The following is a 14,751-nucleotide window of genomic DNA, read 5'->3' as shown; positions in this document are numbered from 1 at the left end:
TTACTTCGGCGCTGTCAGCGTCTTGCCCAGACGGCCGGCCAGATCCTGGATGAACTGCCAGGCAACACGGCCCGAGCGCGCACCGCGCGTCATCGACCATTCCACGGCCTCGGCGCGCAACTGCTTCTGGTCGATCTTCAGATCATAGGCCTTGCAGTAGCCATCCAGCATCGCGAAGAAATCTTCCTGGCTGCACGAATGGAAACCGAGCCAGAGGCCAAAGCGGTCCGACAGCGAGACTTTCTCTTCCACGGCTTCATGCGGATTGATCGCAGTCGACTTCTCGTTCTCCATCATGTCGCGCGGCAGCAGATGCCGGCGGTTCGAGGTGGCATAGAGGATCACGTTGTCCGGGCGGCCTTCGATGCCGCCATCCAGCACGGCCTTCAGCGACTTGTAATGCTGGTCTTCCGCATCGAAGGACAGGTCGTCGCAGAACAGCACATAGCGGCGCTTCGAGCCGCGCAGCAGGGTCAATAATGCGGGCAGGGTGGGGATGTCTTCGCGATGAATCTCCACCAGCGCCAGAGCATGGGCCTTCTTGCCGTTGATCGCGCCGAGCACCGCCTTGACCAGCGATGACTTACCCATGCCGCGCGCACCCCAGAGCAGCGCGTTGTTGGCAGGCAGGCCCTTGGCAAAGCGCTGGGTGTTGTCGAGCAGGATGTCGCGCACCCGTTCCACGCCCTGCAGCAGCTGGATCGGCACCGCGTTGACTCGCTCGACCGGGGCAAGCCAACCCGGGGCGGGATCGGCATGCCAGATGAAGGCGTCGGCCGCCATCTCGTCGAACGCCGGGGCCGATGCTGGGGCCAGACGCTCCAGTGCCGAAGCGATGCGCACCAGTGCGCCAGCCACGTCGGGCGGGGCGGTATCCTTGCGGAAAGCGGTGGCCTTGGTCCCGGGTTTCGGGGTCGATTTTTTGGGCATGCTTATTACATCGCAATACAAGTGGTGTGATCCGCCATTCTGCGGATGCATAGGCTTCCGCGCAACCGGTAGGCATGGGCCAACCGGTAGCGGGACCGGCCGGTTTCCGCCATAATCCTGGCCCTGAAAAAACACCAGTCCACAGGCTTTCCAAGGAGGACCGTATGTATCCCGAAGTGCAGCTTTATATCGATGGCGCCTGGGGCAAGGGCGCGAGCGGCAAGTCGCAGCCCGTGCTGAATCCGGCCACCGGCGAAGAGATCGGCAAGGTCGCCCATGCCGATAAGTCCGACCTCGACCGCGCGCTGGCCGCCGCCGACAAGGGCTTCCGGGAATGGAAGAAGGTTTCGCCTTACGACCGTTACAAGGTTCTGCGCAAGGCTGCCGACATCATCCGCAGTCGCGCCGACGATATCGGCAAGATCATGTCGATGGAGCAGGGCAAGCCCTTCATCGAAGCCAAGGGTGAGACGCTGCTGGCCGGCGACATCATGGACTGGTTCGCCGAAGAAGCGCGCCGCACCTATGGCCGCATCGTGCCGGCACGCGCCGAGGGCGTGTACCAGCTGGTGGTGAAGGAACCGGTGGGCCCCGTTGCCGCCTTCACACCGTGGAATTTCCCGATCAACCAGGCTGTGCGCAAATGCTCGGCGGCGCTCGCTGCCGGCTGCTCGATCATCCTGAAGGGCCCGGAAGAGACCCCGGCCGCCTGCGCCGCGCTGGTGCAGGCCTATGTCGATGCCGGCGTGCCGAAGGGCGCGATTCAGCTCGTCTACGGCGTGCCGTCGGAAATTTCGGAATATCTGATCCCGCATCCGGTGATCCGCAAGATCACCTTCACCGGCTCGACCCCGGTGGGCAAGCATCTCGCCATGCTGGCGGGCCAGCATATGAAGCGCATCACCATGGAGCTCGGCGGTCATGCCCCGGCCATCGTGTTCGATGACGCCGATGTCGATACGGCCGTGAAGGTGCTGTCAGCCAACAAGTTCCGCAATGCTGGCCAGGTCTGCGTGTCGCCGACCCGCTTCCTGGTGCATGAGTCGGTCTACGGCAAGTTTGTCGAAGGCTTCACCAGCTTCGCCAAATCGCTGAAGGTTGGCGACGGCATGGACAAGGATACCCGCATGGGTCCGCTGGCCAATGACCGTCGTGTGCAGGCCATGGAAATGTTTGTTGCCGACGCGGTGTCGAAAGGCGCCAAGATCGAGACCGGCGGCAAGCGTATCGGCAACAAGGGCAACTTCTTCGAGCCCACCGTGCTGACCAACGTCAACAACGACATGCGCATCATGAACGAAGAACCCTTCGGCCCGCTGGCACCGATCGTGCCCTTCTCGAGTTTCGATGCAGTGGTGGAAGAGGCGAACCGTCTGCCTTTCGGTCTGGCGGCCTATGCCTATACCAAGTCGGCCAAGACGGCTGCGGCCATCGGTGCGGCCTTCGAAGCAGGCATGGTGTCGATCAACCATCACGGCCTGGCGCTGCCGGAAGTGCCGTTCGGTGGCATCAAGGATTCAGGCTACGGTTCGGAAGGCGGCTCGGAAGCCATCGAGTCCTACCTGAATACCAAGTTCATCACGCAGGTCGGCCTGTAAGCGCCGCTCGGATATAACCGGACGGTTGATTCAACCATTCTCCAGACTGTGAAATGGAGGGCTTATATGCCCTCCATTTTTTCTTTCGCCCGACTCATGCAGTTCTGTATCCTGATCGCGACGGGTTCCGTCCTGAGGAGCAATGAAGAAAGCAGCATTTGTCGGATTATTGGCCTGGGGCATGGCGTCATGGGCGCATGCCGGCGAGCCACTCACGCTGACCACCACGGAATTTCCGCCTTATATGTCGGCTGCCATTCCCGAAGACGGCGTGCTGGTGGCGCTGACCCGCGCGGCGTTGCGGCGGTCAGGTAGCGATGTGAAGGTGCAGTTCATGCCCTGGGCCCGCGCGCTCAGCGAGGCACGTTCGGGCAATGTCGACGGTCTGATCGGCGCCTGGCACAGCCGCGAGCGCGAGAACTATCTGGCCTTTCCCGATCCGCTGCTGAACACCGAAATCGGTTTCTTCGCCCGCCGCGATAAGACGCCGAAGTATTCTGCCCTGACCGATCTCAAGGGCCTGAAGATCGGAACGGTTCGCGGCTATGCCAATCCGCCTGCCTTTCTGGCCGCCAATCTGGACAGCGAGGAGGAGGGCGACGATTTCGCCAATCTCCGGAAGCTGGAAGGAGGGCGTATCGATCTGGTGCTGATTGACCGCTCGGTGGCCGAATACCTAATCGCGGAACGGCTGCCGGCGGCGCGGCCGCGGCTGCAGTGGCTGGAACCGGCGGTCACCAAAACCCCGATCTACACGACGTTCAGCAAGACGAAACCGGGCCATGAACAGGCAGCCCGCATGCTGAATCAAGGATTGCAGAAGATGCGGCAATCTGGTGAATTTTCCGCGATCCTGCTACGGTTCAGGATTTCGTCCTGATCAGTTTCCGGGACGATTTTTGGCCTTTTTATTTTACTAATCATTTACAGATGGGCTCCATCCTCTTCCTGCTTGGAAAGAGAACCTCCGATGAGCAGCGCGCCGGTCATTACCTATAATGGATCTGTCGACGACAATATCATTGTCCTCGATCGTCATGACACGATTGCCGGTTACGCCGAGACCTATGGCAACCAGCTTGCCGACTGGTACGAGCAAGACAAGATCATCGTACTGCCATACTGGCCTCTGGCCGTCGATCTGGATTATCTGCAGCAGGTTCAGTTGCCCGCGGAAGTGGCGAAGATCGGCTCCATCAACAGGATTGACGGTCCGTTGTTCAAGCGCCGCCCCGACGGCACTTTCATTGGCGCCAACCCGCTGCTCTTGCTGAAGATGGATATGATTGAACGCATCTACCTGCGTGATCAGATCAGTCAGATGTTCTCGATCATCCGGCACGATATCATGTCGCTGTTTCCGCATTATCGTATGAACGAACTCAACATCACGTCCCGCATGAGCGCGACCCGTGATCGCGACATGCATATCGACACCTTCGACCGGTCCATAGGTGGGCACCGGCTGAAATTCTTCATCAACATCGACCATGAACCGCGCCTCTGGCACACGTCATACACGATGCTCCGCACGCTGGAGCTTTATCATAACCGCCTGGGCGACATGCCGATTGGCATAGATCGCAACGACCTGGGCATCGTTCTGAATGACCGGCTGCGCGAAGAAATTCCGTTCCACAAGATTGCGTATCCGACCCTGTCCTGCGTCATCGCCAACGGCGAAACGGTGTTTCATCAGGTTGTCTATGGCAACCGCATGGTCGCCGGCGAGTATGAGGTGGATATCAATACCATGATCCGGCCGGAGAATTTCATTGCCGCACGCCTGCCCAAAGCGATGGCTGAATACGGATACGGCGCTAAAGCTGGCTGATCGCCATGCCGGCGAATGCGGCACCGCCGAGTAGCCAGCCCAGACCGACGTGAAAGCGGAAGACCGCAACCAGCGCCAGCGCTGACAATACCGCCATCCAGGGCTCAAGACTGGACAGTACCGGCAACCGCCAGTCCATAGACCCAAGAGACACAGTCTGCATGTCGCGGAACAGCACATGCATAGCGAACCAGACAGCCAGATTCAGGATCACACCGACGACAGCCGCCGTAATGGCGGCCAGCCCATGGGCAAAGGCCTGTACATGGCGCGCGCGTTCCACATAGGGGGCGCCCAGGAATATCCAGAGGAAGCAGGGCACGAAGGTGACCCATGTCGCCAGCAGACCGCCGAACAACCCGCCCAGGAGTGGATCAAGGCCGCTTTCACGGAATCCGGCAACGTAGCCGACGAAGGTCAGCACCAGAATCAACGGCCCGGGTGTCGTCTCGGCCAGTCCCAGACCGTGCAGCATTTCCTCCGGGCCAAGCCAACGATAGACCTCGACTGCCTGCTGTCCCACATAGGCCAACACCGCATAGGCACCGCCGAAGGTGACGACTGCCATCTCGCTGAAGAAGATACCGATGCGACTGAAGACGTGATCGGGACCGAATGCGGCATGCAGCCATAACAGCGGCCCGGCCCAGAGCAGGCCAAAAATCAGCAGGATGGTCAGGCTGCGACGCCAGCTCGGCGGCACGCTGGGCAGCACGTCGCCATCGTGGATCACCGATGCGGCGATCCATGACGGCTTATGACGGCCGACCAGCCAGCCGATCAGCCCCGCACCCAGAACAATCAGGGGGAAGGGAATCTGAAGTACAAAAATGCCAATAAAGGCTGCGGCACTCAGGCCCAGCAGGAAGCGTGTCTTGATGGCGCGTTTCGCAATGCGCTGCACGGCCTCGAAGACAATGCCCAGCACGGCAGCCTGCAGCCCGAAGAACAGACCACTAATCACCGGGATTTCACGCCACAGCACATAGATGGTGCTGAGAGCCAGCATGACGGCGAGGCCAGGTAGGATGAACAGCAGGCCGGCGACCAGACCGCCTTTCCAGCGATGCAGCAGCCAGCCGATATAGGTGGCGGTTTGCTGTGCCTCCGGTCCCGGCAGCAGCATGCAGAAATTCAGCGCATGCAGGAATTGTGGTTCACTGACCCATTTTTTTTCGTCCACCACGATGCGATGCATCATGGCAATCTGCCCGGCCGGACCGCCAAAACTCAGCAGGCCGATCTTGGCCCAGATTCGAGAGGCTTCGGCAAAGGTGGGAGTGGAATTCTGTGGTGTCGTGTCCATGGTTTTTTCTAGCCTGTTACACGGACGGAGGCCAGTTATGGCTTTCGCTGCGGGCACTGGCGCACCATGCATACAGCGCATCGTACAGTAGCATGCCGCGCTCCAGCATGACGTCATCGTTCAGTAACATGACGGAAAGACCCAAGGATATTGCAAGCAGCCCGGAAGCTTGCGGGGCAAGATCCGGCCGGCCGGTATCGGCGGCCCGCACGATGGTCGCCAGATGCATCAACGCCGGGTCATCAACCAGATCATGGCGCGCGATAAAGGTATCGAAACTGCACAGGTCCCCGTCATGACTGTAAGTGGCGCCTGGAATGTCGTAGGGCGTGGCCTGCCATTCCTTGGCGCGGGCAAAGACCTGATCGGCCGGCACATAGAGAAAGCGCGCATCGGCATCAATGAAGCGGCGGACCAGCCAGGGACAGGCGATGCGGTCGATTTTGGGACGTTCGCGGGTGATCCAGCGGCCAGGCTCAGTCGGTGGCTTGGACTGTAATGGCCCACCGGCTTCGCGCCAGCCTTCGATGCCATCAACGAGATAGCGGGCCTGGAAACCGCGTCGCAGCAACTCGGTCGTGGCATTCTGGCTGACTTCATGGCCATGCACGCAGGCAACGACGATGCCTGTATCGCGTGGCAGATCATACGCCCATTGCGACAACGCCTCCGGCCGCCGCCGGCGGGCGCCGCGAATGGTGCTGCCCGCCTCGACATAGCGCTCTTCACGCCGGACATCGAGCAGATGGGGGAAGCGCCCCGCCGCATGCTCATGCGCCAGTTCAGCAATCGAAATGGAGGGAGGGGGATTTGTATCCATGATGCTACTCCTGCCACACAGATTCTGCGTGGCGACAAGTAGCGGCACTTGGATACCGAGTATCTGGGATACCGGAGTATCTGAACCGGGGAGACCGCGTTATCCCCGTGACCGGAGACTTATCGCTGTCTAGTCGGAAAGGCAAGATCAATTCTCAGGCCAATGAAACCTTGCCGCCGGGATGGCGCTGCAGGGCGCCGGCCAGTTCCTTTTCGGTCAGCACCATCTGCACAGCGGCCGTACCCAGGCCGCTCAGCCGCACCAGATCGTCGATCAGCACCGGCGTGGGCGAAAGCAGACGGTCAAGTTCGGCATGCGCATGATTGAGATCGCTGTCGCTGACAGGTGCTGGCCTGGTGACAGGTAAGGGCGCCACGGACATGCGTTGCTGCGGTGCCAGTATGGCAAGGATATCGTCGATGCGTTCAACCAGCGCGGCACCATTGCGGATCAGATCGTTGCTGCCGTGGCAGCGTGGATCGAGCGGCGAGCCGGGCACCGCCATCACCTCGCGGCCTTGCTCGGCTGCCATGCGGGCCGTGATCAGCGAACCGGACTTCAACGCCGCCTCGATTACCAGCACGCCCTGCGATGCGCCGCTGATCAGCCGGTTGCGGCGGGGAAAGTTCTGCGCCAGCGGCGGCGTGCCGGGCGGCATCTCGGCGAAGATCACGCCGCGTTCGGCAATCTGTGCATGCAACTTGGCATTCTCGGATGGAAAGGCGATGTCGATGCCGGTGCCGATGAAGGCAGCCGTGATACCATCGACGGCCAATGCGCCTTCATGGGCGGCCCTGTCGATACCGCGTGCCAGACCGGAGAGAATGGCGAAGCCTTCACGGCAAAGCTGGGACGCCATATCGCGGGTGAAGCGTTGGCCAATGGCGGAGGCGTTACGGGCTCCTACGATCGCAAGGCCGGGCTGGGTCAGGCGAAGTGGGTCGCCTTTGACCGCCAGCAGCGGCGGTGCGTCTTCCAGTTGCATCAGGCCGACAGGATAGCCGGGTTCACCCCAGGCCAGCAGGGATGCATTGCAGGCCTTCAGGGCTTTCAGTTCGTCGGCGACAATTTTCTCATCCGCAAGCTTGATGGCGCGTTTGCTGCCGCCAAGCGTCGTGGCACGCTGCGCCATATCGGGCAGCTTTTCGATGGCTTTGGCAGCGCTGCCGTAATAGCGGAGTATGTTGTGGAAGGTAATCGGCCCCAGATGCGCACTGCGGATCAGCCGCAGCCAGTCGCGCTTCTCAGATTCACTGAGCGGGCGGGCCGCCATCATCGGGTTTCTTCTTGCCGATCTTCGGTTCTTCGCCCTTGAGCAGGCGGGCGATATTCTGGTGATGGCGGATGAAGACAAAGATCGCCATGGCGAAGCCCATCACGCCGGCCTCGGGGCTGACATAGAACCAAGCGACCACTGGCGTAATCACAGCTGTGAGCAATGCCGACAGTGAGGAAAGCTTGGTGATGCCGGCAATTACGAGCCAGGAGAGGCAGGCGAAGACACCCACGGGCCAGGCCACGCCCAGCATCACACCCAGATAGGTGGCGACGCCCTTGCCGCCGTTGAAACGCAGCCAGACCGGAAACAGATGACCGATGAAGGAGGCGAAGGCCGTCACTAGCATCACGTCGGGACCGTAGTAAGCACCAAACAGTGCGGCAGCGGTGCCCTTGCCGCCATCGAGTAGCAGGGTAGCGGCCGCGAGGTCCTTGCGGCCGGTGCGCAGCACATTGGTCGCGCCGATATTGCCCGAACCGATGCTGCGGATGTCGCCCAGCCCGCTGATCCTGGTCAGCACCAGACCGAAGGGAATTGATCCAAGCATGTAACCGAACACCGCAGCGGCGATGTAGTAGGGCAGACCAAAGGTCCAGAAAGCCTCGTCCATGGGATCAGCTCTCGCGCTTGCGCTGGAAGACAGTCTCGCCGGCGACGACGGTGCGGAGCGCATGGCCCTGCACGCGACGGCCGTCATAGGGCGAGTTCTTGGCCTTGGAGCGGAATTTCTTTTCGTCCACGCGCCAGGGCGTGTCGGGATCGAAGAGCAGCAGATCGGCCGGTGCGCCGGGCGACAGGCGACCGCTGTCCAGCTTCAGCAGTTTGGCCGGATTGCAGGTGAGGCAGGCCAGCAGCTTGAGCAGCGGCACCGAACCGTTGTGGAACAGCCCCAGGCTGAGGGCCAACAACGTCTCCAGCCCGATCATGCCGAATTCGGCCTGGGCGAAGGGCAGCCGCTTGCTTTCCGGATCCTGCGGTGCATGCGCAGACGAGATCACGTCGATGGTGCCGTCGGCGATAGCGTCGACCACGGCCTTGCGGTCGGTCTCGACGCGCAGCGGCGGCTTCACCTTGGCGAAGGTGCGATAGTCGCCGACATCGAATTCGTTCAGCGAGAAGTTATGCGGCGCGGCGCCAGCGGTGATCTTCACGCCGCGCGCTTTGGCGCGACGTACTGCATCCAGGGATTCCTGCGTCGACAGATGCGATGCATGCAGGCGGCCGTTGGTCATTTCCAGCAGGCGGATATCGCGTTCCAGCATGATGGTCTCGGCCATGGCCGGCATGCCTGCAAGCCCAAGTCGCGCCGCCACTTCACCTTCGTTCATGACGCCGCCCTTGGCCAGTGACGGATCTTCGCAATGCTGCATCAACAGCAGATCGAAGGTGGTGGCGTAGGACAGGGCGCGACGCATCAGTCGGGCCGAGGAGATCGATTTCTCGCCATCGGTGAAGGCGACAGCGCCGGCCTGCGACAGCAGGCCGAGTTCGGTCAATTCCTCGCCCTTGGTGCCCTTGGTGATGGCCGCGGCCGGCAGGATACGCACCACGGCAGTATCCGCGCCGCGACGGGCGATGAATTCCACCAACGCCACTTCGTCGATCACCGGGTCAGTATTGGGCATCGCCACCATGGTGGTGACGCCGCCAGCTGCCGCTGCGCGTGCACCTGTCGCAATCGTTTCCTGGTGCTCGGCACCAGGCTCGCGCAGCCAGACATGCATGTCGATCAGGCCGGGTGCGAGGCAATGGCCCTGACAGTCGATCTGCTCGGTGTCGCCGGCAAAATTACCGCTGGCGAGCTTGGGGCCGAGATCGACGATCCTGTCGCCTTCGGTTAGCAGGGCGCCCTTGACGTCGAGGCCCGTGGCCGGGTCGAGCAGGCGCGCGTTGGTGTAGAGTTTGCGGCGACGTGACATGAGGTTTCTTTACGAGCCGGCAGGCGTGCTGTGACGCCAGTTCGGCAGATGCTGGGCCAGCAGCTCCAGGCAGGCCATGCGGACGGCGACGCCCATCTCGACCTGTTCATGGATCACGCTGCGATGAATATCGTCAGCAACTTCAGTGTCGATCTCGATGCCGCGGTTCATCGGACCTGGATGCATGATCAAGGCATCCGGCTTGGCAAACGCCAGCTTCTCGTGATCGAGACCGTAGAAGTGGAAGTATTCCCGCGTGGAGGGCACAAAGGAGCCGTGGAAACGCTCCATCTGCAGACGCAGCATCATCACGATGTCGACGTCGGTCAGGCCCTTGCGCATGTCGTGGAATATCTCGACACCCAAGCGGTCGGCATAGGCCGGCAGCAGGGTGGGCGGCGCGATCAGGCGCACGCGGGCACCCATCGTGTTCAGCAGATGGATATTCGAGCGCGCCACGCGGCTGTGCAGGATGTCGCCGCAGATGGCGACCGACAGGCCCTCCAGCCGGCCCTTGCGGCGGCGGATGGTCAGTGCGTCCAGCAAAGCCTGGGTCGGGTGTTCATGGCTGCCGTCGCCGCCGTTGATGACGCTGCAGCCGACTTTTTGGGCCAGCAGGGCTACCGCACCGGAATCCTGGTGCCGCACGACCAGCAGGTCCGGGTGCATGGCATTCAGGGTGATGGCCGTGTCGATCAGGGTTTCGCCCTTTTTGACCGAGGAGGTGGCCACCGACATGTTGATGACGTCGCCGCCGAGTCGCTTGCCCGCCAGCTCGAAGGAGGTCCGGGTCCGGGTCGAGTTTTCGAAGAACAGATTGATGATGGTCCGCCCCCGAAGGGAGGACTGCTTCTTCTCGACTGCCCGGTTCAGGTCGACATAATGGTCGGAATGATCCAGCAGAATCTGGATGTCCTGGGCGGAAAGCCCTTCAATTCCAAGGAGATGGCGATGAGGAAAGGTGGCCGACGGCCGGGGGCCGGATTGATCGGCGGGAGAGGCGGCGCGACTGGCTGACATTGACGAATCACCATACAGAAATCGCCCTCGAAGGGCAATGAAACCATTAACCAATTTATGCTCTGCTGGCGACCATGATGCAGGATTATCGTCAGAATCAGATCGAGCAGGTCTCCGGGGATTCAACCGCCAGCCAGGCGGTCCGGCTCCTGCAGGTGCTGAACGGTCGCGCCACCGAGGTGCAGGTCGTGACGACCCGCATGTACGAGATGGCGACCCTGCTGTCCTTCGCCGATTACGCCGACGGCTTCCGTCGTGTGCAGGAATTCCTGTCCTTCTGCGATGTGATCGAGAGCAAGCTGGACGATATGCCGCCGGCGACGCGCGAGCCGATCCTGTATGAAGTGACCGCCGTGAAGGTGCGCGCCTTCCATGCACTGCTGAAGGCCATGGGCGCCTATCTGCTGGCGCTGGAAAAGCGCGGCGCGATCAATTTCTTTGCCCAGGCCGTCTTCCTGATGCAGCAGGACGTGCTGATGGAATTCAGCCAGCATGGCCTGACCGACGTGCCGGAGCAGCTGGTGCCGGATGCGATGCCTGAACTCTGCAAGGAAATCCTGGACCGGCTGAAGCGGCTGCTGGAACGCTGCATCGACGTTCCCGACTTCCGTTTCGAAACGTGAGCGCCGGAGCGGCGCGCGTCATGGATGCCGCTATCCTGCAACAGTTGCAGACCGGACTTGAAGCGCACAAGCGCAGCGATCTGCCGGCGGCCGAACGCCTGTATCGTGCCGTGTTGGCCGCCGCGCCCGATACGCTCGATGCCTATAATCTTCTGGGCCGTCTGCTGGTGCAAAGTGGTCGCGCCGCCGAGGCACCGCCACTGCTGCGCCATGCGATCGACCGTGCGCCAGGACAGCTTGGCCTGTGGCTCAGCTACACCGAAACGCTGCTGGCAGCGGGCGATATTGCCGCGGCACGCGACTCTGCCGATACCGCGCGACGCCTGGCACCCAAGGATGCCGACGCCCTGTTCGCGTGGTCAGAGGTCCAGCGCCTGACATCCGCCTGGCGCGATGCCGCAAGCGGCTACAGGGAACTGCTCGCCATCCAGCCGGCCCATGCCGGTGCATGGCTCAATCTTGCGACCTGCCTGCAGGCGATGAAGGATATGCCGGGCGCGCGACAGGCTGCCGAACGCGCGGTGCAGCTGGCCCCACAAGCACCGGAATGTCACAACAATCTTGGCAATCTGGTCGCCATGGCGGGCGAGCATGAGGCCGCGATCCACAGTTTCGACCGTGCACTGGCGCTGCGGCCGAACTATCCGCCGGCCATGATCAACAAAGGTGCATCGCTGCGCGAACTGGAGCGCATCCCGGAAGCCCTGCCGTTGCTGGAACAAGCGGTGACCGCCAGCCATGGTCATCCTGAATCTTATGCGGCGCTCGCGCTCGCCCACCACACCGCCAGCAACCTTGATGCAGCATTGCATTTCTATCGTGAGGCGTTGTCACGTCGCGCGGAAGACCCCGAGACACAATGGAACTTTGCACTGGCCGCACTGGCGACCGGCAATTTCCCCACGGGTTGGCCGGCCTATCGCTGGCGCTGGCGCAAGGCCGAACCACCGCTGCCGCGGCGTGCCTGGCCATGGCCGGTCTGGCCCGGCGGCACGTTGGCTGGAAAGTCGCTGCTGGTCTGGGGCGAGCAGGGGCTGGGCGACCGCCTGCTGTTCCTGCAATACCTGCCAGCCCTGCTAAAGACCGGTGCACAAGTCACCATCGAGACCGATCCGCGCCTGATCCCGCTATTGCAGCGTCGCTTCCCGCGTGTGGAATTCGTGGCTGAAAGCGAGGACGCATCGCCCGACCTTCTGCAGCGTCGCTTCGATGCGCATCTGCCGCTGGGCAATCTGGCTGATGGTCCGCCGCCGGGCATTCCGGTGCTGCAGGCCGATGCCGCGCGCGTAGCCGAACGGGCGGAACAGTATCGCGGTGACAGCGGGGATCGCCTGATCGGGCTGTCCTGGCGCAGTGCAAACCCGGCGCTGGGGGCGGCCAAGTCACTCGGGCCGGCCGACCTGGCGCCACTGGCGGCCATGAAGGATTGCCGCTTCGTTTGCCTGCAATATGGCGTCACCGACGATGAGCATGCCGCACTGCGTGGCCTGTTCGGCACGCGCTACATCCATGATCCGGCCGTGGATGCCCGCAACGACCTGACGGCGCTGGCTGACCAGATCGCAGCACTGGATGCGGTCTTCACGGTTTCCAATGTCACGGCGCATATCGCCGGATCACTTGGACGCCCGGTGCAGGTGTTGGCGCCGCGCGGGAAAAGCCTGTTTTTCTACCTGATGGCCGGCGTCGATCATACGCCGTGGTATCCCTCCATGCGGATTTCACGCCTGAAGAACGGGGAAGGGCCCGAAACCGCGCTGCAGAATGCCATCAGAGGGCTGGAATCGCTGGCAAAATAGCGCCTGCGGTGTTAGCAAAAGGCCCGCCGCTGGCATGTGCCGCGCCCAGACCCTACCTTTAAGCCCATGACGCGCAAAAGCTATTACATCACCACACCGATCTACTATGTGAACGACAAGCCGCATATCGGGCATGCCTATACGTCGTTGGCCTGCGACGTGCTGGCGCGCTTTAAGCGGCTGGACGGTTTCGATGTCATGTTCCTGACCGGCACCGACGAGCATGGGCAGAAGGTGGAGAAGTCGGCCGAGGTCGCCGGCACCGATCCGCAGAGTTTCTGCGACAAGGTGAGCCAGAGCTTCCGCGATCTCGCCAAGACGATGAATTTCTCCAATGACGACTTCATCCGCACGACTGAGCCGCGACATGTGACCGCCGTGCAGGCGCTGTGGCAGAAACTGGTCGCCACCGGAAATATCTATCTCGGCAAATATGCCGGCTGGTATGCCGTGCGTGACGAAGCCTTCTACCAGGAAGATGAACTGACGGATGGTCCGAACGGCCAGAAGCTCGCGCCGTCTGGCGCGCCGGTCGAATGGGTGGAAGAGCCGTCGTATTTCTTCAAGCTGTCGGCTTGGACCGACCGCCTGCTGAAATTCTACGAAGACAATCCCGGCTTCATCCTGCCGACCAGCCGCCGCAATGAAGTGATCAGCTTCGTGAAGGGTGGCCTGAAGGACCTATCGGTATCGCGCACCACCTTCAAATGGGGCATTCCGGTACCCGGCGACGAAGCCCATATCATGTATGTGTGGCTGGATGCGCTGACCAACTACATCACGGCGGCCGGCTACCCGAATATCGAAGGCGAGAAGTATACGCGTTACTGGCCGGCCGATGTGCATATGGTCGGCAAGGACATCCTGCGTTTCCATGCCGTCTACTGGCCAGCCTTCCTGATGGCTGCCGACCTGGCCGTGCAGAAGCGCGTCTTCGCCCATGGCTGGTGGACCAACGAAGGCCAGAAGATTTCCAAGTCGCTTGGCAACGTAATCGACCCGCTGCAGCTGATCGAGGAATATGGCCTCGACCAGACCCGTTATTTCCTGATGCGTGAAGTGCCGTTTGGCAATGATGGTGATTTCCGCCGCGCCGCCATCATGAACCGCATCAATTCGGAACTGGCCAATGGCTTTGGCAATCTGGCGCAGCGTACGCTGTCTTTCTGCGCCAAGAATACCAATGCCTCGGTGCCGACGCCGGGTCCGCTGAATGAAGCCGACGAGGCCCTGCTTGCCCAGGCCGATAGTCTGATCGAGCAGCTGCGCACATCGCTGGACGAGCAGGCTATCCATATCGGCATGCAGCAGTGGTTCGACCTGGTCGACGCCGCCAACAAATATATCGACGTGGAAGCGCCATGGACGCTGCGCAAGACCGATCCGGCCCGCATGCAGACGGTTCTGTGGACTCTGCTAGAGGCAATCCGTCAGCTCGCCATCCTGGCCCAGCCCTTCATGCCGCAGTCTTCGGCCAGGATGCTGGATCAGCTTGGCGTATCGGAAGCCGCACGCAGCTTCGCGCATCTGGGCGAGGCCGGCCGTCTGCGTGCCGGTACCCCGCTGCCCACGCCGCAGGGTGTGTTCCCGCGTCATGTGGAAGCCGCCAAAGAAGGAGCCTGA

General features: G+C 61.8%; 13 protein-coding genes. 6 read left to right on the top strand and 7 right to left on the bottom strand.

Annotated elements, in window-relative coordinates; translation table 11 throughout:
- Complete coding sequence (locus AC1RRE_RS18805) at positions 1-930, bottom strand: ATP-binding protein (RefSeq protein ID WP_492983346.1); 930 nt, start codon at positions 928-930, stop codon at positions 1-3.
- Between the two features lie 164 nt (positions 931-1,094).
- Between AC1RRE_RS18805 and AC1RRE_RS18800 the strand changes: the two genes are divergently transcribed.
- The 3 genes from AC1RRE_RS18800 to AC1RRE_RS18790 all read left to right on the top strand — a co-directional run bounded on the left by AC1RRE_RS18800 (position 1,095) and on the right by AC1RRE_RS18790 (position 4,362).
- Entirely contained in the window at positions 1,095-2,528 is a 1,434-nt protein-coding gene (locus tag AC1RRE_RS18800) for an NAD-dependent succinate-semialdehyde dehydrogenase (RefSeq protein ID WP_492983344.1), read from the top strand.
- A gap of 142 nt (positions 2,529-2,670) precedes the next feature.
- Entirely contained in the window at positions 2,671-3,408 is a 738-nt protein-coding gene (locus AC1RRE_RS18795) for a substrate-binding periplasmic protein (protein WP_492983342.1), read from the top strand.
- 90 nt (positions 3,409-3,498) lie between these two features.
- Positions 3,499-4,362, top strand: coding sequence for a hypothetical protein (locus tag AC1RRE_RS18790; RefSeq protein WP_492983340.1), 864 nt, complete (start codon positions 3,499-3,501; stop codon positions 4,360-4,362).
- Here AC1RRE_RS18790 and chrA read toward each other — a convergent pair.
- From chrA to AC1RRE_RS18760, 6 genes are all read right to left on the bottom strand, one after another.
- A complete protein-coding gene (gene chrA, locus AC1RRE_RS18785; protein ID WP_492983338.1) occupies positions 4,349-5,668 on the bottom strand; it encodes a chromate efflux transporter in 1,320 nt (439 codons plus the stop codon). The two genes, AC1RRE_RS18790 and chrA, sit on opposite strands and share 14 nt — an antisense overlap.
- A gap of 16 nt (positions 5,669-5,684) precedes the next feature.
- Positions 5,685-6,488, bottom strand: coding sequence for a chromate resistance protein ChrB domain-containing protein (locus AC1RRE_RS18780; protein WP_492983336.1), 804 nt, complete (start codon positions 6,486-6,488; stop codon positions 5,685-5,687).
- Between the two features lie 154 nt (positions 6,489-6,642).
- Complete coding sequence (dprA, locus tag AC1RRE_RS18775) at positions 6,643-7,764, bottom strand: DNA-processing protein DprA (protein ID WP_492983334.1); 1,122 nt, start codon at positions 7,762-7,764, stop codon at positions 6,643-6,645.
- Positions 7,739-8,377, bottom strand: a complete 639-nt coding sequence (gene plsY / locus AC1RRE_RS18770; protein ID WP_492983332.1) for a glycerol-3-phosphate 1-O-acyltransferase PlsY — start codon at positions 8,375-8,377, stop codon at positions 7,739-7,741. Before plsY ends, dprA begins: the two co-directional genes overlap by 26 nt.
- 4 nt (positions 8,378-8,381) lie before the next feature.
- On the bottom strand, positions 8,382-9,686 hold the full coding sequence (gene pyrC, locus AC1RRE_RS18765) for a dihydroorotase (RefSeq protein ID WP_492983330.1): 1,305 nt from the start codon (positions 9,684-9,686) through the stop codon (positions 8,382-8,384).
- A 9-nt stretch (positions 9,687-9,695) separates the two neighbouring features.
- The gene (locus tag AC1RRE_RS18760) at positions 9,696-10,706 is read right to left on the bottom strand and encodes an aspartate carbamoyltransferase catalytic subunit (RefSeq protein ID WP_492983328.1); all 1,011 of its coding nucleotides are present in this window, start codon (positions 10,704-10,706) and stop codon (positions 9,696-9,698) included.
- Positions 10,707-10,780: 74 nt separating this feature from the next.
- Between AC1RRE_RS18760 and AC1RRE_RS18755 the strand changes: the two genes are divergently transcribed.
- From AC1RRE_RS18755 to metG, 3 genes are all read left to right on the top strand, one after another.
- Entirely contained in the window at positions 10,781-11,329 is a 549-nt protein-coding gene (locus tag AC1RRE_RS18755) for a hypothetical protein (RefSeq protein ID WP_492983326.1), read from the top strand.
- A 20-nt stretch (positions 11,330-11,349) separates the two neighbouring features.
- Positions 11,350-13,128 carry a tetratricopeptide repeat protein gene (locus AC1RRE_RS18750; protein WP_492983324.1) on the top strand — a complete coding sequence of 593 codons (1,779 nt, stop codon included), beginning with the start codon at positions 11,350-11,352 and terminating at the stop codon, positions 13,126-13,128.
- 66 nt (positions 13,129-13,194) lie between these two features.
- Positions 13,195-14,751 (top strand): methionine--tRNA ligase, encoded by a 1,557-nt coding sequence (metG, locus tag AC1RRE_RS18745; protein WP_492983322.1) that lies wholly within the window; start codon positions 13,195-13,197, stop codon positions 14,749-14,751.

Source organism: Ferrovibrio sp. GW821-FHT12D07, assembly GCF_058807275.1.
Note: the sequence above shows the minus strand (reverse complement) of the source record. Positions and strands in the feature narration are given on the sequence as shown.